Below are 19,282 nucleotides of genomic sequence, written 5' to 3' on the forward strand. Positions count from 1 at the left end.
TTATGAAGCTGGTTACCGTGGTAATCAAACCATTCAAACTGGAAGACGTGCGTGAAGCTTTGTCTTCCATCGGCATTCAGGGCCTGACGGTCACTGAAGTCAAAGGATTTGGCCGTCAGAAAGGTCACGCGGAGCTCTACCGCGGCGCCGAGTATAGCGTCAACTTTCTGCCAAAAGTGAAGATTGATGTGGCGATTGCCGACGATCAGCTGGATGAAGTCATCGATGTCATCAGCAAAGCGGCTTACACCGGAAAAATTGGCGACGGCAAAATTTTCGTCGCTGAATTGCAGCGCGTCATTCGCATCCGTACCGGCGAAGCTGACGAAGCGGCACTGTAATTTCCAGACCACACAGTGATGGGGAACGAAACAATGAAAATGGCAACAATGAAATCGGGCCTGGGGGCATTAGCCCTTCTGCCGGGGCTGGCGATGGCCGCGCCTGCGGTGGCGGACAAAGCCGATAACGCGTTTATGATGATTTGCACCGCGCTGGTTCTGTTTATGACTATCCCGGGGATTGCGCTGTTTTACGGCGGCCTGATCCGCGGTAAGAACGTTCTGTCCATGCTGACTCAGGTGATTGTCACCTTTGGCCTGGTCTGCGTATTGTGGGTGATTTATGGCTATACCCTGGCCTTCGGCACCGGCGGCAGCTTCTTCGGCAGCTTTGACTGGGTGATGCTGAAAAATATTGAGCTGAAAGCGCTGATGGGCACCTTCTATCAGTATATCCACGTGGCCTTCCAGGGCTCGTTCGCCTGCATCACCGTCGGGCTGATTGTCGGGGCGCTGGCGGAACGTATTCGTTTCTCCGCGGTACTGATCTTCGTGGTGGTGTGGATGACACTCTCCTACGTGCCGATTGCGCATATGGTTTGGGGCGGCGGTCTGCTGGCGACCCATGGCGCGCTGGACTTCGCCGGCGGCACCGTTGTGCACATCAACGCCGCGGTCGCCGGGCTGGTGGGCGCCTATATGATGGGCAAACGCGTGGGCTTCGGCAAAGAAGCGTTCAAACCGCATAACCTGCCGATGGTGTTCACTGGCACCGCTATCCTCTACGTGGGCTGGTTCGGCTTCAACGCCGGCTCTGCCAGCGCAGCGAATGAAATTGCGGCCCTGGCGTTCGTTAACACCGTCGTGGCGACCGCTGCGGCTATCCTGGCGTGGACCTTTGGCGAATGGGCTCTGCGCGGCAAACCTTCACTGCTGGGCGCCTGCTCCGGGGCAATTGCCGGTCTGGTTGGCGTTACGCCGGCGTGTGGTTATATCGGTGTCGGCGGGGCGCTGATCGTCGGTATCGCCTCTGGCCTGGCGGGTATCTGGGGCGTGACTGCGCTGAAACGCTGGCTGCGTGTGGATGATCCTTGCGACGTCTTCGGCGTTCACGGCGTCTGCGGCATCGTCGGCTGTATCCTGACTGGTATCTTCGCGGCGACTTCTCTGGGCGGCGTCGGTTATGCGGAAGGCGTCACCATGGGCCATCAGCTGCTGGTGCAACTGGAAAGTATCGCCATCACCGTGGTCTGGTCCGGCGTTGTGGCGTTCATCGGCTACAAAGTGGCGGATATGACCGTCGGGCTGCGCGTGCCGGAAGAGCAGGAGCGCGAAGGGCTGGACGTCAACAGCCATGGCGAAAACGCCTATAACGCCTGATAAAAAAGCCATTCTCTCCTGATAGCGAAAAGCCTCCCGTCCGGGAGGCTTTTTTTATGCGTTGCGGTTGCGCATCACCCCTTCCTGAACCGTTGAGGCAACCAGCGTGCCATCCTGGGTGTAGAATTCGCCGCGAACGAAGCCGCGGGCGCTGGAGGCCGAGGTGCTTTCGACGCTATACAGCAGCCATTCATTAATATTAAACGGCCGGTGGAACCACATAGAGTGGTCGATGGTGGCGACCTGCATGCCGGGCTCAAGGAAACCAACGCCGTGCGGCTGCAGCGCCACCGGCAGGAAGTTAAAGTCTGAAGCATAGCCCAGCAGATACTGATGAATACGCAGATCGTCAGGGACGGCGCCGTTGGCGCGCAGCCAGACCTGGCGCACCGGTTCGGCGATATGGCCTTTCATTGGGTTATGAAACTCCACCGGACGGATCTCCAGCGGTTTATCGCAGAGGAATTTGTCTTTCACCTGCGGCGGCAGGAGATGCGCCAGCTTGCGAGCGATATCGGTTTCCGAAGGCAGGCCGTCAGGGGAGGGGGCGGCCGGCATTGCTTTCTGATGCTCATAGCCATTCTCTGGCGCCTGGAAGGAGGCGGTCATATAGAAAATCGGCTTCCCGTTCTGGATGGCGGCGACCCGACGGGCGCTGAAGCTGTTGCCGTCGCGCAGCACCTCCACATCGTAAACGATCGGCTTCTGGCTATCGCCGGGGCGAAGAAAGTAGCTGTGAAACGAATGAACCAGACGCTCAACGGGCACGGTCTCTTTTGCCGCATACAGCGCCTGACCCACTACCTGGCCGCCAAAAACCTGACGTAACCCCAGGTCTTCGCTCTGCCCGCGAAACAACCCTTCCTCAATTTTTTCCAGATCTAATAATGCCAGCAGGTTAGAGAGTGCCTGACTCATACTTATCCTCAATTAACAATAGCGGCGCAGCGCGCGTAATGTGGCCAAGTATAACCTGGAATCGCAAGTGGTCCGATGGGTGTAATAATCTGAATAACGACCAGTTAACAGGAACAAATCTGAGATCTGTGCCACACTTATTGACGACACGAAAGTTCCTGCCGGCGAAGCGGCGGAACATCCTCCTGGGTATTAAGGGATGATAAGGAGAACATCATGAAATTTGCCTATATGTTTAGTGCCTTAGCCGTCGCCGCGACGCTGACCGCCTGTGCTAATCACCACTCGAACAATTCTTCGACGCAGGCGGCCGCGCCCGACCCTTACGGTATCGCGACGCTGAGCGTGGCGCAGCAGCAGCCGAGCGTCACGGGGACGATTAATATCCGCCAGAGAATCGCTTTACCGCCGGATGCGGTACTGACGGTGACCCTGTCGGATGCTTCTCTGGCAGATGCGCCAGCCCGCGTATTGTCGCAAAAAGCGGTGCGTACCGAAGGCAAACAGGCGCCATTTAACTTTGCGCTGCCTTACAACCCGGCAGATATTCAACCGAACGCTCGCATTCTGCTAAGCGCGGCGATCACGGTTAACGGTCAGTTGATGTTTATTACCGATACCGTGCAGACGGTAATAAACCAGGGCGGCACTCATGCCGACCTGACGCTGGTTCCGGTCCAGCAGACCGCCGTTCCTGTCGCCCAGTAAGCTCGCTACGCCCCCGGATGGGGGCTTTTTTTTGCCTTCAATAAACCCAGCGATAATGCTGGAGATCGATATGGCCGCTGCCGGAGACCTGCACACCCTCGGCCAGCAGCGCCTGACGCTGCCGCTGTAGATCGGGGCCGGTGAGGGAGATATCGCCATGGCGATTGACCACCCGATGCCATGGCAGGGTGGACCCTTCCGGCAGGCGCTTCAATACGCCGCCCACCTGGCGCGCCGCGCGCGGTGAACCTGCCAGCCGGGCGACCTCGCCGTAGGTCGTGACATACCCTTCCGGTATCGACGCCACGATGTGCCAGACGCGTTGGGGAAATGTGTCGTGCGGAGCCATTTTCTGTCCTGTTACCGGCAAAACGTCAGCATAAGCGCTAAGCCAGGAGCTGTACAGCCGGCCTGGGTCAGGCGGCCTGTTCGACGGTGAACGTCAGAGCGAGGCCGAGGATCTGCATGCCATGGACATTGTCGGAGGCTGAGCTGGCGATGAGACTCTCAAGAAATTTCAACCGCTGCGAAGTGGCGTTGATGATCAGCCTCGCGCGCAGGCCCGGCATGGTTAACGACGAGATAGGGTACACCACCCGACCGCTGATATAGACCGGCAGCTTGCGTAGCTCCACCTGGCGCAGCACGCCGACGGTGGAATAGAGCAGCGCCAGCGGCGTAACCGCCCGCACCGGCGCGGGACTGATGGTCGCGAAGTCGAGCATTTTTTCAGGACGCAGGTAGTTTACGCCCTGAAAGGCGATGGTCATCCCTTCAATAGCAGGTAAAGGCAGAGTGATGGTCTGTGGTGATGAGTCAGTCATTCGATTACCGTCGAGACAATGTACTGGTGATAAAAGAGGACGAAGAGGATAAGTATGGTGGATAACCCGGATGTGTGCTGAGCGCGGGCTCGCAATCTCACAGGCTGACCGTGAGTGGCTGGTTTTATTCGCGTTATTGCGCAATAAACCAGCAGGCGGACGGTGTGAGCTTGCAATTCACCAGGTCAGCAGGGATAATGCGCCAGCGCGTTAGGCAACTAACGCTCTCAATGGGGGCTCTGTTGGTTCTCCCGCAACGCTACTCTGTTTACCAGGTCAGGTCCGGAAGGAAGCAGCCAGAGCAGACGACGTGTGTGCCGGGATGTAGCTGGCAGGGCCCCCACCCATTTCTCCCGCCTGGTGTTTCCCTTATATTTGTCCGGTTTTTACTCCTGCAATAATTAATTTCTGATAAAGATCGCATATTAGTTTTTGTTGTTAAAACCCCCTGCTTTTATTCCATAATATTCACTTGTCATAAATCTGAAATACTACTGAAATATTAATGTCATTTGCATGTCATAAATAAAGCGCATCTTACTGATGGGAATTTGTTGCCAGGCTCATGCTGTAAAATATATCTCTGGATCAGCATGTTAACTTCGTGTATTAATTTTGATGATTTTATTGCACGGGAAGCGTAGCTATGACCACAGTGGTTTTGAATGTAAAAATTGACGCAGAGCTAAAAGAAAAGTTGCGTCATTTTGCGGAAGTTAATAACGAGAACCTGGGAACGGCAACGGAAAAGCTGCTGCAGCTGGCTTTTCAGCTGGAGGAGTCAGCAGGTGAGGCGGGGGTGACGGAAGAGGACATTGACAGCCAGCATACCGAAGAGGAAGCGACGCCACTTACCCCTAAAGAAATCAAAGCATTAAGAAAACTTCTGAAGAAGAAAAAATGAAACAACAATTCTCTACAGCCAGCAACTATAGCGAAGCTTGCGATATGTTGCGCTCAGGATACGTAAAACACGTCCGCCTGAACTGGAATATCGGTAGTGATGAGTTCTTTCGCATTGCTTCCGACTGGTGTGACACCGGCGCTAAAATCAAAAAAGATGAAGATGGCTTTATTATTTCCCTGAAAGGGTTTCCTATTCCGCGCCAGCATTAATGAAATTGCCTTCTTTCTGTCATTGGGTTGCCATAACCAGAGGGCAGGATAGCCAGGCAATTTTATAAAAACATCTCATATACCTCATGGATGAAGGCCATTTGACGGGCTGAAGTCAGCCCGTCGCTATTTTCTTATATTATTTTTCGCATACGTGTATTTTCCTTCTGTTCAGCAAGGCTTTGCCACAGCGGTTGTAGCGTGGAGAAGGCCCGGCGCAATGCTTCATCCGGCAGCGTAAACGGCAGACGTAAATAGCGATCGAACGCCCCTTCCAGCCCAAACCGCGTACCGGTGCCGATATGGATCCCCTGGCTTTCCGCACGCGCAGAGAACAGGGTGGCTAGCATGTCAGGAAGTTCCACCCAAAAAGAGAGCCCACCTTCCGGTGGCGAAAACCGCCAGCGGGGAAAATATTCCGCCATCAGCGTTTCGCACATGTCCCGGCGCGCCTTGAGCATATCCCGCCGCGGCGGCAGCAGTGTGGCGGCATTTTCCAGTAGCCAGCTGCAGGCCAGTTGCTCCAGCAGCGGCGTACCCAAATCCAGCGAATCGCGGGCCTGAATAAGCGAGGCGATGGTCCGCGCGCTGGCGCGGATCCAGCCGATACGTAGTCCCCCCCAGAAGCTTTTCCCGGCCGAACCAATGGTGAGCACCGCGGCATCGGGATTGAAGCTGGCCAGCGGCGGGGGCGGCGGCGCGTTATACCAAAGGTCGGCCATGGTCTCGTCGATTACCAGCGTTGTTCGCGTCCTGGCGGCGATGTCCGCAACCCGCTGGCGGGTGAGGGCATCCATACAGCGTCCGGTGGGGTTGTGAAAATCCGGCATCAGCCACGCCAGCCGCGGCGCAGTCTGCGCAATAGTCGCCGCCAGTCCATCGCAGTCCCATCCCTGCTGCGGAAGCGCAACCCCGACGGGGCGGCAGGAGGCGCCCTGAATGGCGCTGATGGCCATCGGATAGGTGGGGGCGTCAATAACCACCCGATCGCCCGGCCCGGTGAACAGGCGCAGGATCAGCGCGAAGGCGCTGAGCGCGCCGTTGACCACCATCACCTCATCGGGCCGCGTCGGCAGACCGCGTTCGCTGTAGCGCCGGGCAATCGCCTCCCGCAGCACCGGCAGCCCCTGCTGGTCATAGCCAGTCTGTGCGAGATAGGGCGGCAGCAGGGTCATAGCGTGCTGGAAGGCCTGATGGACCTCCGGCCCGGCGCTGAGGGCGGCGGTAGATAGATTAAGCGTAGATGAGATGCCGGCAGGCAGAGGAAGATCGGCGGGGCGTTCCGGCAAAACAATGCGTGACCCGCTCCCCTGGCGGCTGTAGAGAAAGCCCTCCTCCCGCAACTGGCCGAGGGCGCTGGCGATGGTGGTCCGGCTGACGTTCAGGGCCGCCGCCAGCTCGCGCTCGCCGGGCAGGCGCGTTTGCAGCGTCAGGCGACCATCAAGGATCAGCAGGCGGAGCGCTTCCGCCAGCTGGCGCCATAGCGGCGTGCGTGAGCTGGTCTCCTGCCAGTTGCCGAGCAGGCGTACCAGCGATTGGGTTCCAAAGCGTCGGGCTGACATAGCGATCCACTTTTCCAAAACTGGCCATTAATTATCAGTCCATTTTTGCTGATGATGAGGGCATTCGCAATGATGTTGAGGAAAAAATATGCTTCGTCGCCTGCTGCAGTTATATATTGGTCTGGTGCTTTACGGCGTGTCCACGGCGCTCTTCGTGCATGCCAATCTCGGCGCCGATCCGTGGGATGTTTTCCATCTCGGGGTGGCTAAACAGCTGGGTATCAGTTTCGGTACGGTGATTATCCTGACCGGCGCGGCGGTACTGCTGCTGTGGATCCCGATCCGGCAAATGCCGGGGCTCGGCACGGTGAGCAATGTCATCGTGCTGGGACTAGCGGCGGACGCCACGCTGGCCGTCCTGCCGCCGCTGGAGTCGATGGTGGCGCGCAGTGCGCTGCTGGTAGGAGCGATTGTGCTGAACGCTATCGCTACCGGAATGTATATTGGCGCGGGCTTTGGCCCCGGGCCGCGCGATGGCCTGATGACCGGTCTGCATGCTCGCACTGGTTGGTCACTGCGCGGTATCCGGACGGCGATCGAGCTTTCCGTACTGCTGATTGGCTGGCTGCTGGGGGGTAAATTTGGCGTCGGAACCGTCATCTACGCGCTGTCGATTGGGCCGCTGATCCAGCTGTGCCTGCCGTGGTTCAGCCAGCCCGTCAGCCGCAACGCGGTCAGCCCTCCCCGGGAAATAGTCTCCTGAATTAACCCATCGCCCTCTTCATCACGGAGAGGGCCTTTCATCGCTTACAGGCCGCTCAGGCCATGAAGCATCATGTAGATCCCCACCACAATAATCAGTAAGCCTGAGAACCAGGGCGCCTTGCGCGAGAGGTCGTTAAGCCACGGCCAGCGGCGGGTGGCATGTTTAAGGCTCAGGGCGGCGATGGCCCCGGAAGCCACCAGCGTCAGCGCCAGACCAACGCTAAAGCCCAGCACCAGCGTGGCGCCCAGCGAGAATTTCTTCAGCTGTAAACAGATAAGCAGCACGGTAATGGACGCCGGGCAGGGGATCAGCCCGCCGGTCAGGCCAAACAGCACGATCTGCCCGGTCGTCACCTGGCGGCCATCAAAGCGCCGGTTGATCTCCTGAGCATGGGCCCGCTGATGCGCGTCCTGCCACTCCTCCGCCACCAGCGGCGCGGCGGATGAGGACGCATGGTGATGGTCATGGTGGTGATCATGTTCGTGGTGATGATCATGTTCTTGATGGTGATCGTGGTGCGTGTGGGGCTGCGATTCGCGCCAGGTGCGCCAGAGCATCCAGCAGGCAATCAGCACAATGACAATCCCTGAGACCAGCTGAAACCAGGGTTCAGAGGTTTGGGCGTTCCAGCCGCGGCCAAACCACAGGCCGGCCATGGCGATCAGCCAGACCACTGCCGTATGCGAAACCGTGGCCGCCAGCCCCAGCAGTACCGCCTGTTTTAAGGTTCCTCGCACCGCCACGATAAAGGCGGCCATCATTGTTTTTGAGTGCCCGGGTTCGAGGCCGTGCAGCGCGCCGAGCAGTATTGCGCTGGGTATAAACAGCCAGGCATTGCCCTGCTGCAGAAGGGAAGTGAAATCGTTCATATCGGGATCCTTGCCAAAAGTGCGATTATCCTACTCCCCCCCAGTAGTAAAATACTACCCCCCAGTAGATAAAGCGGCTAATAAAAAGGATCATGGTATGCTGGCAGGCGTTGCTGACCACGCAGGTCGGTAATCCCGGACAGAATGAAACGGTGGATCGTGCAATGTCACATACAGTTCGACACAAAAAGATGTTACTGACCCGGCTGAAGAAAATTCAGGGGCAGAGTACCGCGTTAGAGAAAATGCTTAATCGCGAGCATGAGTGCGCTGAAATATTACAGCAGCTGGCGGCGATCCGCGGCGCGGTCAACGGCATGATGCTGCAGGTTATTCAGGGGCATCTTACCGACCATGTGGTGAAAGAGCCTGACGAGACGCAGCGCGAAGCGGATCTGGAGACGGTGATGCAGGTGATTAAATCCTATCTGAAGTAGCGCCCCCTGACGTTCCGCTCAAGCCACCCGCCGCTTAATGCGCATGGAGGTTATGCTCTGCCCACAGAATGAACTGCTCTTTTGGCAGCGCTTTGCTGTAAAGCCACCCCTGGGCGTACTGAACGCCATGCTGGCGCAGCCAGTCGCGCTGGCTTTCGGTTTCCACCCCTTCGGCGACGGTGGCCAGATTGAGCGCTTTGGCCATTTCAATAATGTGCGGCGTCAGCGGCCGGTACTCGAGGGTATCGACAAAAGATTTATCGATTTTCAGCGTGTCGACGTCCAGTTTCTGCAGATAGCTCAGGCTGGAGTAGCCGGTGCCAAAGTCATCAATCGAGATCCGATGCCCGGCCTGACGGTAGTGAGCGATCACCGGCATGGTGGTCTCCGGGTCGACAAACCCGCGCTCGGTGATTTCAAGGATGATCTGTTCGGCAGCGATCCCCCAGTGCTGCAGCTGATCGTGTAACAACGTCGGTAGGGTGGGCGAGCGTAAATCATCTACCGACAGGTTGATGGATATGTGCACTTCCGGCCGCTGCCGCAGCCAGGGACCGAGATCGGTAAAAATTTTCCTGACGATATCTTCCGTCAGCTGCGTGATGAGCCCGGTCTGCTCGGCCAGGGGAATAAAGATATCCGGCGATAAAAAAGTGCCATCGGGCTGCTGCCAGCGGGCCAGGGCCTCGGCCCCGGCAATTTTCCCGTCCTGCAACGAAATAATCGGCTGATAGTGAACCTGAATCGCTTCGGAATTGAGGGCGTCCAGCATGCTGTTGCGCGGTGAGCGCAGGTGCCTTAGCAGACGCAGCAGCAGCCAGGTGGCGAGCAGGCTGGTGAAAATGCCGGCAGGGAGCCAGAAGAACAGCTGCTGTCGAATGCGCTGCTGCAGCGGCAAGGTTGAAGACCAGGTTACGATGCCAGAGCCCAGCTCGGGAATGCGCTGGATCCGGTAGACTGTGTTATCCAGAGTAAGCATATCCACATGCGGATCTTTAATGCGTTGCCAGACTTTCGCCGGCAGCGGCTGACTGCTGATCACCATTTTCTGGTGGTCCAGGCCAAACAGCATGGTATGGATCTTCTCTTCGCTGGCGGGAACGACATCAATAAAGGAGACGGGGTCGATCATCACCATGTGCTGCCGGCTGCCCATGGCCGTCATCTGATGATCGAGGCCAAGATCGTTAATTGAGGTCAGCCAGGTGCGATAGCCGTCGGGGGCAATGTGGTCCGGCGGGGGGAAGGTGACCGCGACGCTATGGTCTTCCAGGGAGGAGCATTGCGGCACGGAATCACGCAGCCAGAGCACTTCCTGAATGTAGCGATGGGTATAGGCGATACGGCGGAGCGTAAGCAGATGTTCAGGGCTACAGGAGGCGGCGGTGTGTGCGTCAGCCTCTCGTAACGCTTCCCGGGCCTGGTCGGCAACCTGCAGCGTCCGAACGACGATACGGTTGGAATAATCATCCAGTTCACGATAGAACTGCATTTTGGCCTGCCGCGCCGCCTGCCAGATGCTGAGTGAAATGGGCAGGATGATGGCCAGTATCAGCACTCCTGTAAACAGCGCCATCAGATGCCGGGTCCTCATGCCTGTGTCCTTATCGTTCGCCGGGTGTCATCAGTATATGCGAAAGATAATTCGGGCGCAGCGGGAGAAAACGCGTCGTTTGGGGAAAAAGCCGGCATCACAACAGGCTGCGATGCCGGGAGAGAAGGATGATTCCGATGTAGCAGAATAAAAATGAGGGTGTGAATGCCGGGCAGGGTGTGTTCCGGCATTCAGTCGCAGCATACGCTGCGCAGATGACAGCAATATGTTGGCTAGTGTGCATCCGGCGCCGGGATATCAGCGCTGATGCGCAGGTCGTTCTCATCAAACACCATGCAGAAGCGCTCATCGAAAGCCAGCTTAATTTTCTGCCAGGGGCGGAAATGGACGTCGCCGGGCAGCAGAACCTTGACGTTGTCGTGGCCGTAGCACTGGCCGAACAGATAGGTATTGTTGCCCAGACGCTCCACCACTTCACATTGAAACTCCACCACGGTACCGGTGGTGACTTCCGGGGTGAGGTGCTCCGGCCGGATCCCCAGCGTCACCGCAGCGCCGGGCTTCAGCGGCTGGGTGGCGATATTCAGGGCCAGCTGATGGTCCTGCGCGAGGGTGACCGTTAAGCGTTCCGGCTGCCAGTCGCTGACGATAGCCGGCAGAAAGTTCATCTTCGGCGAGCCGATAAAGCCGGCGACGAATTTGTTGACCGGATTGTAGTACAGCGCCATCGGCGAACCCATTTGTTCGACTTTCCCGTAGTTCATGACCACGATTTTATCGGCCAGCGTCATCGCCTCCACCTGATCGTGCGTGACATACACCATAGTGGTCTTCAGCTCCTGGTGCAGACGGGCAATATGCAGGCGCATATCGACGCGCAGCTCCGCATCAAGGTTAGAGAGCGGCTCATCGAACATAAATACCCGGGGATTACGCACGATCGCCCGGCCAATGGCCACGCGCTGCCGCTGGCCGCCAGAGAGCTGCTTCGGTTTACGATCCAGCAGGTGCGAGAGCTGCAGCGTTTTAGCCACCATTTCCACCTGGCGACGGATCTCCGTTTTCGGCACTTTATTCACCTTCAGCCCGTAGCCCATGTTCTCTGCCACCGTCATGTGCGGATAGAGCGCATAGGACTGGAAGACCATCGCCACGCCGCGGCGGGCGGGCACGACATCATTCATCACCTCATCGCCGATCAGTACTTCTCCTTCGCTGACCTCTTCCAGCCCGGCAATCATGCGCAGTAGCGTCGATTTTCCACAACCGGAAGGGCCGACGAAGACGGCAAACTCGCCATCTTCAATATCGAGATTGACCTGGTGCAGCGTCACCGTGCTGCCGAACCTTTTGGTGACATTCCTCAGTCGTATATTGGACATCCACATTCCCCGGAGTGAGTAGCTGTTATTTGCCGTTGGCTTATCGCTATGTTGAGTGTGATTTGTATTACGTGTAACAAATCGGTGTGACGATGTTCAACAGCAGTAAAATCATGCCCTGACTATAACTTCCGCGGATTTTGCGCCATACAGGGACGTTTCATTTCTGCAAGGATGATCACACAACTGGCAGCTTATGGTAGTTTTATCAACGATCAAAGCGTAGCGTATAACAAAAGCGCATCAGAACATGTTTTCCACGTAATACGGCAGTTCGAAAAGATTTATTTTTCTAACTGGCAGACGGAAATCAAATAAAAACCATTAAATTGTTATACCTTCACATGAGGTTGATAATGAAAAAGAACACGCTTGCTGCACTGATCCTTACCACCCTGGCGGCGGGGCAACTCGCCAGCCTGCAGGCGCATGCCGCCGGGCAGCTCAACGTCTGGGAGGATATTAAAAAATCCGCTGGCATCAAAACCGCGGTTAGCGATTTTGAAAAGCAGTACAACGTGAAGGTCAATCTCCAGGAGATGCCCTACGCCCAGCAACTGGAAAAACTGCGCCTCGACGGCCCGGCGGGCATTGGGCCGGACGTGCTGGTGATCCCGAATGACCAGCTCGGCGGCGCCGTGGTTCAGGGACTACTCTCGCCGCTCAGCGTCGATCAGGCGAAACAGGATGCCTTTACGCCAGCCTCCATCAATGCCTTCCGCATGGACAACGCGCTGTATGGGATCCCGAAGGCGGTGGAAACCCTGGTGCTTATCTACAACAAGGACCTGATCGACAAGCCGCTGGACAGCCTGCAGGCCTGGCTGGACTACTCGAAAACCCAGCGCGAGCAGAACAAATACGGCCTGCTCGCCAAGTTTGACCAGATCTATTACAGCTGGGGGGCGATTGGCCCGATGGGCGGCTATATCTTTGCTAAAAACGACAGCGGCGGCTTTAACCCGCAGCAGGTGGGTCTCAATACCCCCGGCGCCGTCGAAGCCGTCACCTTCCTGAAAAAATTCTATGCCGAGAAGGTCTTTCCGGCGGGGATCCTCGGCGATAACGGGCTGAATGCCATCGATTCCCTGTTTACCGAGAAAAAAGCGGCGGCGGTGATCAACGGCCCCTGGGCCTTCCAGCCGTATGAAGCTGCTGGCATTAACTATGGCGTGGCGCCCCTGCCGACCCTGCCGGACGGCAAGCCGATGAGCTCCTTCCTCGGCGTCAAAGGCTATGTAGTATCGACCTGGAGTAAAGACAAAGCGCTGGCGCAACAGTTTATCGAGTTCATCAACCAGCCGCAGTATGTGAAAGCCCGCTATGTCGCCACTGGCGAAATTCCGCCGCTGAAGGCGATGATTGACGATCCGGTGATTAAAAACGACCAAAAGGCCAGCGCCGTCGCCATCCAGTCGGCGCGAGCGGTGGCGATGCCGGGCATTCCCGAGATGGGGGAAGTGTGGGGGCCGGCCAACGCCGCGCTTGAACTGAGCCTCACCGGTAAGCAGGCGCCGCAGGCCGCGCTCGATAACGCGGTGAAACAGATCACGATGCAGATCGAAGCGATGCAGGCCAGCAATCAGTAATTCACCGTCACGTGAAGTCACCGAGCGGGAGGGGGACCTCCCGTTTGTAGAAGGAGTCGAGTGTGAGCATCCATTCCAGCGAAAATTTTAGCGACGCACGCGGGCCCGGGCGCCATGCATGGTGCGGCCTGCTGCTGGCAATCGTGCCGGGTTTCGGTCAGTTTTATCATCGCCAGTGGCTGAAAGGGCTGGTCTTCCTGGTGCTGCTGAGCAGCTTTCTGGGGATTTTTTATGATTTCCTGCGTGAGGGGTTGTGGGGGTTATATACCCTGGGTGAAGAGGTACCGCGGGATAACTCTATCTTCCTGTTAGCCGAGGGGATTATCAGCGTGCTGATCGTCGCTTTCGGCGTGCTGATCTATTTTCTCTCGCTGCGGGATGCGTGGCTCAACGGAAAAAAACGCGATGAGGGGATCGCCCTCAACAGCGTGCGTAAGCAGTACCAGATGCTGCTGAGCGACGGCTTTCCGTACCTGATGATCACCCCGGGCTTTATTCTGCTGGTGTTTGTGGTGATCTTTCCGATTCTGTTCGGTTTCGCCATCGCCTTCACTAACTACAACCTGTACCACACCCCGCCGGCGAAGCTGGTGGACTGGGTGGGGCTGAAAAACTTTATTAATATTTTCACCCTCTCCATCTGGCGCTCCACTTTCCTGGATGTGCTGCAGTGGACCGTGGTGTGGACGCTGCTGGCGACCACCCTGCAGTGTACGGTGGGCGTGCTGCTGGCGATTCTGGTGAACCAAAAAGATCTGCGCTTTAAGCCGCTGATCCGCACCATCTTTATTTTGCCGTGGGCGGTGCCGGGGTTTGTCACCATTCTCGTTTTTGCCGGCATGTTCAACGACTCCTTCGGGGTCATCAACAACGCGATCCTGTCCTTTTTTGGCATCAGTCCGAAGGCATGGCTCACCGATCCGTTCTGGACCAAAACGGCGCTGATCATGATGCAGACCTGGCTTGGCTTCCCGTTTGTCTTTGCCATGACCACCGGCGTGTTGCAGGCGATCCCGGACGATCTGTATGAAGCGGCGACGATGGACGGCGCCAGCGCCTTTACCCGTCTGCGCACCATCACCCTGCCGCTGGTGCTGTATGCGATCGCGCCGATCATCATCACCCAGTACACCTTCAACTTTAATAACTTCAATATCATTTACCTGTTCAACAACGGCGGCCCTGCGGTGGCAGGCTCTAACGCCGGCGGGACGGATATTCTGGTGTCGTGGATCTATAAGCTGACGATGTCTTCGTCGCAGTACGCCATCGCGGCGACCATCACGATCCTGCTGTCGATCTTTGTCGTCGGCCTGGCGCTGTGGCAGTTCCGCGCCACCAAATCCTTCAAAAATGACGACATGGCGTAAGGGAAGCAACATGGCTCAATCACCCAGTATTAAACGCGAAAAGTGGATCCGGCTCTCTCTCACCTGGCTGGTGGTTATTCTGGTCTCGGTGGTGATTATCTATCCGCTGGTCTGGACGGTCGGGGCGTCGCTGAACGCCGGCAATAGCCTGCTCAGTACCTCAATCATTCCGGAAAATGTGTCGTTCCAGCACTATGCCGATCTGTTCAATGGCAATGTGAATTACCTCACCTGGTACTGGAACTCGATGAAAATCAGCTTCCTGACTATGGTGCTGACCCTGATTAGCGTTAGCTTTACCGCTTACGCCTTCTCCCGCTTCCGCTTTAAAGGGCGGCAGAACGGGCTGATGCTGTTCCTGCTGCTGCAGATGATCCCGCAGTTTTCCGCGCTGATTGCCATCTTTGTCCTGTCGCAACTGCTTGGCCTGATTAACAGCCATCTGGCGCTGGTGCTGATCTACGTCGGGGGGATGATCCCGATGAATACCTGGCTGATGAAAGGGTATCTCGACGCGATCCCTAAAGACCTGGATGAGTCCGCTCGCATGGACGGCGCCAGCAGCTTTCGCATCTTTATCGAGATCATCATGCCGTTGTCGAGGCCCATCCTCGCGGTGGTGGCGCTGTTCTCGTTCACTGGGCCGCTGGGGGATTTCATCCTCTCCAGCACCATCCTGCGTACCCCGGATAAATACACGCTGCCTATCGGTCTGTATAACCTGGTGGCGCAAAAAATGGGTGCCAGCTACACCACCTACGCGGCGGGGGCGGTGCTGATCGCCGTACCGGTGGCGATCCTCTACCTGGCGCTACAAAAATACTTCGTCTCCGGCCTGACCTCGGGCAGTACTAAAGGATAAGCACATGAAAAGATTCACACCCGCATGGCTTGCGGTTTGTCTGGCATGCAGTTTCTCCACCTCTTCTCTGGCCGCGGACGCGCTTGCAACCCGCGCGTTTCAGGGCATGCCGGCGGACTTTATCAAAGGCGCGGATATCTCCACGCTGCTGGACGCCGAAAAGCACGGGGCGACGTTCTACGATCAGAATAATCAGCGCAAGGATCCGATCGCTATTCTGAAAGAGAACGGCGTCAACTATGTCCGCCTCCGTCTGTGGGTGGATCCGCAATCGGCGAGCAGCGAGGACTATGGCGGAGGTAACAATGATCTGGCCACCACCCTGGCGCTGGCGAAACGGGCGAAAGCCCAGGGGATGAAGCTGCTGCTTGATTTTCACTACAGCGATTTCTGGACCGATCCCGGCAAGCAGTTCAAGCCGAAAGCCTGGGAAAAGATGGATTACCCGCAGCTGAAAACGGCGATTCATGACTATACCCGCGATACCATCGCCCGCTTTAAGCAGGCGGGCGTGCTGCCGGATATGGTGCAGATCGGCAACGAAATCAACGGCGGCATCCTGTGGCCGGAAGGGAAAAGCTGGGGGCAGGGCGGCGGAGAGTTCGACCGGCTGGCTGGCCTGCTGAACGCGGCTATCGCTGGCCTGAAGGAGAACCTGCGCCAGGGCGAGCAGGTGAAAATCATGCTGCATCTGGCCGAAGGGACCAAGAACGATACCTTCCGCTGGTGGTTTGATGAGATCGACAAGCGCCATGTACCGTATGACGTGATTGGTCTGTCGATGTACACCTACTGGAATGGCCCGATCAGCGCCCTGAAGGCCAATATGGATGACATCAGCAAACGCTATAACAAAGACGTCATCGTCGTCGAGGCGGCCTATGCCTATACCCTGGCCAACTGCGATAACGCGGAAAATAGTTTCCAGGCGAAAGAGGAAAAGGATGGGGGATATCCCGCCAGCGTACAGGGGCAATATAACTATATTCACGATTTAATGCAGGCGGTGGTTGATGTGCCAGACCAGCGTGGCAAAGGTATTTTCTATTGGGAGCCTACATGGATTGCCGTGCCGGGAAATACCTGGGCCACCCCGGCGGGGATGAAATATATCCACGACGAGTGGAAAGAGGGTAATGCACGTGAAAATCAGGCGCTATTTGATTGCCAGGGAAAAGTATTGCCGTCGGTAAAAGTTTTTAATTAATTTTTTTGTCGTCTTTTTCAGGAAGTTTATTATGAATAAATTTGCACCTTTACATCCGAAGGTTAGTACGCTGCTGCATGGCGCGGATTATAATCCGGAGCAATGGGAGAATGACCCCGATATTGTTGATAAAGACATTGCCATGATGCAGCAGGCAAAATGCAATGTGATGTCGGTGGGAATATTTAGCTGGGCGAAACTGGAGCCACGCGAAGGGGTATTTAATTTCGCCTGGCTGGATATTATCCTCGATAAACTGTATGCCGCCGGCATTCATGTGTTTCTGGCCACGCCGAGCGGCGCGCGTCCGGCGTGGATGTCGCAGCGCTATCCGCAGGTTCTGCGGGTGGGGCGCGATCGGGTGCCGGCCCTGCACGGCGGCCGTCACAACCACTGTATGTCGTCACCGGTCTATCGCGAGAAAACCCTTAAAATCAATACCCTGCTGGCAGAACGTTATTCCTCACACCCGGCGGTGCTGGGCTGGCATATTTCCAACGAATATGGCGGTGAATGCCATTGCGATCTCTGCCAGAACCGTTTTCGCGACTGGCTGAAGGCGCGTTACCAGACCCTGGAGAACCTCAACCAGGCCTGGTGGAGCACCTTCTGGAGTCATACCTATACTGACTGGTCGCAGATTGAATCGCCTGCGCCGCAGGGCGAGATGTCGATCCACGGTCTTAATCTTGACTGGCATCGCTTTAACACCGCTCAGGTGACCGATTTCTGCCGCCATGAAATTGCTCCGCTGAAGGCGGCGAATGCCTCCCTGCCGGTGACTACCAACTTTATGGAGTATTTCTACGATTACGACTACTGGCAGCTGGCGGAGGCGCTGGATTTCATCTCCTGGGACAGCTATCCGATGTGGCACCGCGATAAAGACGAAACCGCGCTGGCCTGTTACACCGCGATGTATCACGACATGATGCGCAGCCTGAAGGGCGGCAAACCGTTTGTGCTGATGGAGTCCACCCCGGGCGCCACCAACTGGCAGCCGACCAGCAAACTGAAGAAGCCGGGAATGCATATTCTTTCCTCGCTACAGGCGGTGGCGCATGGCGCCGACTCGGTGCAGTATTTCCAGTGGCGGAAAAGCCGCGGTTCGGTTGAGAAATTTCACGGCGCAGTGGTCGACCACGTCGGACATATTGATACCCGCATTGGCCGCGAAGTCTGCCAGCTCGGCGAGATCCTCAGCAAGCTGCCGGAGGTGAGAGGCTGTCGCACCGAGGCGAAAGTAGCGATTATCTTCGACCAGCAGAACCGCTGGGCGCTGGATGACGCCCAGGGGCCGCGCAATCTTGGGATGGAATATGAGAAGACGGTCAACGAGCACTACCGCCCGTTCTGGGAGCAGGGCATCGCCGTCGATGTGATTGACGCCGATGTCGATTTAACGCCGTATCAGTTAGTGATTGCCCCGATGTTATATATGGTGCGCGACGGCTTTGCCGGTCGGGCGGAGGCGTTTGTCGCCAACGGCGGCCACCTGGTGACCACCTACTGGACCGGTATCGTCAATGAGTCCGATCTCTGCTATCTCGGCGGCTTCCCGGGCCCGCTGCGCAATCTGCTGGGGATCTGGGCGGAAGAGATCGACTGCCTGAATGACGGCGAGTTTAATCTGGTGCAGGGGCTTGCCGGGAATCAGTGCGGTCTGCAGGGCCCTTATCAGGTGCGCCATCTCTGCGAACTGATCCATATCGAGAGCGCCCAGGCGCTGGCCACCTACCGGGATGATTTTTATGCCGGACGGCCGGCTGTGACGGTGAACGCGTTCGGGAAAGGCAAAGCCTGGCATGTGGCCTCCCGCAACGATTTAGCCTTCCAGCGCGATTTCTTTACCGCCCTGAGCAAGGAGCTGGCCCTGCCGCGGGCGATAGCGACGGAGTTACCACCCGGCGTGGTGGCGACTGCGCGCACCGACGGTGACAACGCATTTATCTTCCTGCAGAACTACAGCGCGCAAAACCATACCCTGACCCTGCCGCAAGGGTATCGGGATTGCCTGACCGACGCGGCGGTATCGGCTCCACTGACCCTGTCGGCATGGGATTGCCGTATTCTCCGTCGTCACGCGTAATTTCTTCTTCTCCACGCCTGCTCTGACGAGCAGGCTTTTTTTTATCTTAAACCTGGAGTTTATTATGGTGAGTTTAAAATCCTTCCTGCACTATTTCTCCCCAGCGCGTCCGGCACAGCCATTAAGCGAGGCGGAAAAACAGCAAATCGAGGCGCTGATTCAGGCCTTTGGTGGCGAAGCGAATATTACGCAAGTGGACGCCTGTATTACCCGTCTGCGGGTTAGCGTTCGCCATCTTGCGGCCGTGGACTCCGAAGCATTACAGCAGCAGGGCGCGCTGGGGGTTATTATTCTTGGTCAGCAGGTGCATGCTATTTTCGGTAAACAGTCCGATGCGCTGCGTCAGCTTCTGGATGAACATTTTGCCGCCCGGAAATAAATAAAACGGGATAACCTGAAAGCAGGTTATCCCGAAAATAAGACAAAG

General features: G+C 56.9%; 20 protein-coding genes and 1 other RNA gene. 14 read left to right on the forward strand and 7 right to left on the reverse strand.

Annotation, left to right across the window (positions count from 1 at the left end; genetic code table 11):
• Nucleotides 1-2: 2 nt before the first annotated feature.
• Nucleotides 3-341, forward strand: a complete 339-nt coding sequence (gene glnK, locus RRF55_RS17165; RefSeq protein ID WP_002891893.1) for a P-II family nitrogen regulator — start codon at nt 3-5, stop codon at nt 339-341.
• A 33-nt stretch (nt 342-374) separates the two neighbouring features.
• Complete coding sequence (gene amtB / locus RRF55_RS17170) at nt 375-1,661, forward strand: ammonium transporter AmtB (RefSeq protein ID WP_004152876.1); 1,287 nt, start codon at nt 375-377, stop codon at nt 1,659-1,661.
• A gap of 54 nt (nt 1,662-1,715) precedes the next feature.
• Here amtB and tesB read toward each other — a convergent pair whose 3' ends face one another.
• The gene (tesB, locus tag RRF55_RS17175) at nt 1,716-2,579 is read right to left on the reverse strand and encodes an acyl-CoA thioesterase II (RefSeq protein WP_002891899.1); all 864 of its coding nucleotides are present in this window, start codon (nt 2,577-2,579) and stop codon (nt 1,716-1,718) included.
• A gap of 216 nt (nt 2,580-2,795) precedes the next feature.
• Here tesB and RRF55_RS17180 point away from each other — a divergent pair, with 216 nt between their 5' ends.
• Nucleotides 2,796-3,287, forward strand: coding sequence for a YbaY family lipoprotein (locus tag RRF55_RS17180; protein WP_002891903.1), 492 nt, complete (start codon nt 2,796-2,798; stop codon nt 3,285-3,287).
• Between the two features lie 37 nt (nt 3,288-3,324).
• Here the strand turns inward: RRF55_RS17180 and RRF55_RS17185 are convergent, their stop codons facing one another.
• Together RRF55_RS17185 and RRF55_RS17190 are read right to left on the reverse strand one after the other, a co-directional pair.
• A complete protein-coding gene (locus tag RRF55_RS17185) occupies nt 3,325-3,636 on the reverse strand; it encodes an MGMT family protein (RefSeq protein ID WP_004142687.1) in 312 nt (103 codons plus the stop codon).
• Nucleotides 3,637-3,703: 67 nt separating this feature from the next.
• A complete protein-coding gene (locus tag RRF55_RS17190; protein WP_004178755.1) occupies nt 3,704-4,111 on the reverse strand; it encodes a dTDP-glucose pyrophosphorylase in 408 nt (135 codons plus the stop codon).
• Between the two features lie 240 nt (nt 4,112-4,351).
• Between RRF55_RS17190 and ffs the strand changes: the two genes are divergently transcribed.
• From ffs to RRF55_RS17205, 3 genes are all read left to right on the forward strand, one after another.
• An RNA gene (ffs, locus tag RRF55_RS17195) (signal recognition particle sRNA small type) lies at nt 4,352-4,448 on the forward strand.
• A 309-nt stretch (nt 4,449-4,757) separates the two neighbouring features.
• Nucleotides 4,758-5,015 carry a hypothetical protein gene (locus tag RRF55_RS17200; protein WP_004147352.1) on the forward strand — a complete coding sequence of 86 codons (258 nt, stop codon included), beginning with the start codon at nt 4,758-4,760 and terminating at the stop codon, nt 5,013-5,015.
• The gene (locus tag RRF55_RS17205; RefSeq protein WP_004142688.1) at nt 5,012-5,227 is read left to right on the forward strand and encodes a hypothetical protein; all 216 of its coding nucleotides are present in this window, start codon (nt 5,012-5,014) and stop codon (nt 5,225-5,227) included. Before RRF55_RS17200 ends, RRF55_RS17205 begins: the two co-directional genes overlap by 4 nt.
• Before the next feature lie 134 nt (nt 5,228-5,361).
• On the opposite strand, the gene RRF55_RS17210 is transcribed toward RRF55_RS17205, so the two are convergent.
• Nucleotides 5,362-6,789 (reverse strand): PLP-dependent aminotransferase family protein, encoded by a 1,428-nt coding sequence (locus RRF55_RS17210; RefSeq protein ID WP_048333103.1) that lies wholly within the window; start codon nt 6,787-6,789, stop codon nt 5,362-5,364.
• Nucleotides 6,790-6,877: 88 nt separating this feature from the next.
• Here RRF55_RS17210 and RRF55_RS17215 point away from each other — a divergent pair, with 88 nt between their 5' ends.
• Entirely contained in the window at nt 6,878-7,492 is a 615-nt protein-coding gene (locus RRF55_RS17215) for a YczE/YyaS/YitT family protein (protein WP_004177248.1), read from the forward strand.
• A gap of 44 nt (nt 7,493-7,536) precedes the next feature.
• Here the strand turns inward: RRF55_RS17215 and RRF55_RS17220 are convergent, their stop codons facing one another.
• On the reverse strand, nt 7,537-8,364 hold the full coding sequence (locus tag RRF55_RS17220; protein WP_064153238.1) for a nickel/cobalt efflux protein RcnA: 828 nt from the start codon (nt 8,362-8,364) through the stop codon (nt 7,537-7,539).
• 164 nt (nt 8,365-8,528) lie between these two features.
• Here RRF55_RS17220 and RRF55_RS17225 point away from each other — a divergent pair, with 164 nt between their 5' ends.
• Entirely contained in the window at nt 8,529-8,801 is a 273-nt protein-coding gene (locus RRF55_RS17225; protein ID WP_002891985.1) for a metal/formaldehyde-sensitive transcriptional repressor, read from the forward strand.
• Between the two features lie 34 nt (nt 8,802-8,835).
• Here RRF55_RS17225 and RRF55_RS17230 read toward each other — a convergent pair whose 3' ends face one another.
• Nucleotides 8,836-10,395, reverse strand: a complete 1,560-nt coding sequence (locus RRF55_RS17230) for an EAL domain-containing protein (protein WP_009307950.1) — start codon at nt 10,393-10,395, stop codon at nt 8,836-8,838.
• A gap of 233 nt (nt 10,396-10,628) precedes the next feature.
• Nucleotides 10,629-11,738, reverse strand: coding sequence for an ABC transporter ATP-binding protein (locus RRF55_RS17235; RefSeq protein WP_004213738.1), 1,110 nt, complete (start codon nt 11,736-11,738; stop codon nt 10,629-10,631).
• Nucleotides 11,739-12,094: 356 nt separating this feature from the next.
• Here RRF55_RS17235 and RRF55_RS17240 point away from each other — a divergent pair, with 356 nt between their 5' ends.
• The 6 genes from RRF55_RS17240 to RRF55_RS17265 all read left to right on the forward strand — a co-directional run bounded on the left by RRF55_RS17240 (nt 12,095) and on the right by RRF55_RS17265 (nt 19,234).
• Complete coding sequence (locus RRF55_RS17240) at nt 12,095-13,327, forward strand: maltodextrin ABC transporter substrate-binding protein (protein WP_002891991.1); 1,233 nt, start codon at nt 12,095-12,097, stop codon at nt 13,325-13,327.
• A gap of 62 nt (nt 13,328-13,389) precedes the next feature.
• A complete protein-coding gene (locus tag RRF55_RS17245; RefSeq protein WP_004177243.1) occupies nt 13,390-14,697 on the forward strand; it encodes a carbohydrate ABC transporter permease in 1,308 nt (435 codons plus the stop codon).
• 10 nt (nt 14,698-14,707) lie between these two features.
• Nucleotides 14,708-15,559, forward strand: coding sequence for a sugar ABC transporter permease (locus tag RRF55_RS17250; RefSeq protein WP_000079398.1), 852 nt, complete (start codon nt 14,708-14,710; stop codon nt 15,557-15,559).
• A 4-nt stretch (nt 15,560-15,563) separates the two neighbouring features.
• On the forward strand, nt 15,564-16,766 hold the full coding sequence (locus tag RRF55_RS17255) for a glycoside hydrolase family 53 protein (RefSeq protein WP_009307952.1): 1,203 nt from the start codon (nt 15,564-15,566) through the stop codon (nt 16,764-16,766).
• A 31-nt stretch (nt 16,767-16,797) separates the two neighbouring features.
• Complete coding sequence (locus RRF55_RS17260; protein WP_032414602.1) at nt 16,798-18,855, forward strand: beta-galactosidase; 2,058 nt, start codon at nt 16,798-16,800, stop codon at nt 18,853-18,855.
• Nucleotides 18,856-18,919: 64 nt separating this feature from the next.
• Complete coding sequence (locus RRF55_RS17265) at nt 18,920-19,234, forward strand: glucose PTS transporter subunit EIIB (protein WP_002892003.1); 315 nt, start codon at nt 18,920-18,922, stop codon at nt 19,232-19,234.
• The last annotated feature ends 48 nt before the right edge of the window (nt 19,235-19,282 follow it).

The organism is Klebsiella sp. K47, from assembly GCF_051858335.1.
In the GTDB taxonomy this organism is placed as follows: domain Bacteria; phylum Pseudomonadota; class Gammaproteobacteria; order Enterobacterales; family Enterobacteriaceae; genus Klebsiella; species Klebsiella pneumoniae.

Bases quoted from the DNA above. Each gene is read 5' to 3' on its own strand.
- glnK (WP_002891893.1), top strand. From the start codon at position 3: ATGAAGCTGGTTACCGTGGTAATCAAACCATTCAAACTGGAAGACGTG.
- amtB (WP_004152876.1), top strand. From the start codon at position 375: ATGAAAATGGCAACAATGAAATCGGGCCTGGGGGCATTAGCCCTTCTG.
- tesB (WP_002891899.1), bottom strand. From the start codon at position 2,579: ATGAGTCAGGCACTCTCTAACCTGCTGGCATTATTAGATCTGGAAAAA.
- RRF55_RS17180 (WP_002891903.1), top strand. From the start codon at position 2,796: ATGAAATTTGCCTATATGTTTAGTGCCTTAGCCGTCGCCGCGACGCTG.
- RRF55_RS17185 (WP_004142687.1), bottom strand. From the start codon at position 3,636: ATGGCTCCGCACGACACATTTCCCCAACGCGTCTGGCACATCGTGGCG.
- RRF55_RS17190 (WP_004178755.1), bottom strand. From the start codon at position 4,111: ATGACTGACTCATCACCACAGACCATCACTCTGCCTTTACCTGCTATT.
- RRF55_RS17200 (WP_004147352.1), top strand. From the start codon at position 4,758: ATGACCACAGTGGTTTTGAATGTAAAAATTGACGCAGAGCTAAAAGAA.
- RRF55_RS17205 (WP_004142688.1), top strand. From the start codon at position 5,012: ATGAAACAACAATTCTCTACAGCCAGCAACTATAGCGAAGCTTGCGAT.
- RRF55_RS17210 (WP_048333103.1), bottom strand. From the start codon at position 6,789: ATGTCAGCCCGACGCTTTGGAACCCAATCGCTGGTACGCCTGCTCGGC.
- RRF55_RS17215 (WP_004177248.1), top strand. From the start codon at position 6,878: ATGCTTCGTCGCCTGCTGCAGTTATATATTGGTCTGGTGCTTTACGGC.
- RRF55_RS17220 (WP_064153238.1), bottom strand. From the start codon at position 8,364: ATGAACGATTTCACTTCCCTTCTGCAGCAGGGCAATGCCTGGCTGTTT.
- RRF55_RS17225 (WP_002891985.1), top strand. From the start codon at position 8,529: ATGTCACATACAGTTCGACACAAAAAGATGTTACTGACCCGGCTGAAG.
- RRF55_RS17230 (WP_009307950.1), bottom strand. From the start codon at position 10,395: ATGAGGACCCGGCATCTGATGGCGCTGTTTACAGGAGTGCTGATACTG.
- RRF55_RS17235 (WP_004213738.1), bottom strand. From the start codon at position 11,738: ATGTCCAATATACGACTGAGGAATGTCACCAAAAGGTTCGGCAGCACG.
- RRF55_RS17240 (WP_002891991.1), top strand. From the start codon at position 12,095: ATGAAAAAGAACACGCTTGCTGCACTGATCCTTACCACCCTGGCGGCG.
- RRF55_RS17250 (WP_000079398.1), top strand. From the start codon at position 14,708: ATGGCTCAATCACCCAGTATTAAACGCGAAAAGTGGATCCGGCTCTCT.
- RRF55_RS17255 (WP_009307952.1), top strand. From the start codon at position 15,564: ATGAAAAGATTCACACCCGCATGGCTTGCGGTTTGTCTGGCATGCAGT.
- RRF55_RS17260 (WP_032414602.1), top strand. From the start codon at position 16,798: ATGAATAAATTTGCACCTTTACATCCGAAGGTTAGTACGCTGCTGCAT.
- RRF55_RS17265 (WP_002892003.1), top strand. From the start codon at position 18,920: ATGGTGAGTTTAAAATCCTTCCTGCACTATTTCTCCCCAGCGCGTCCG.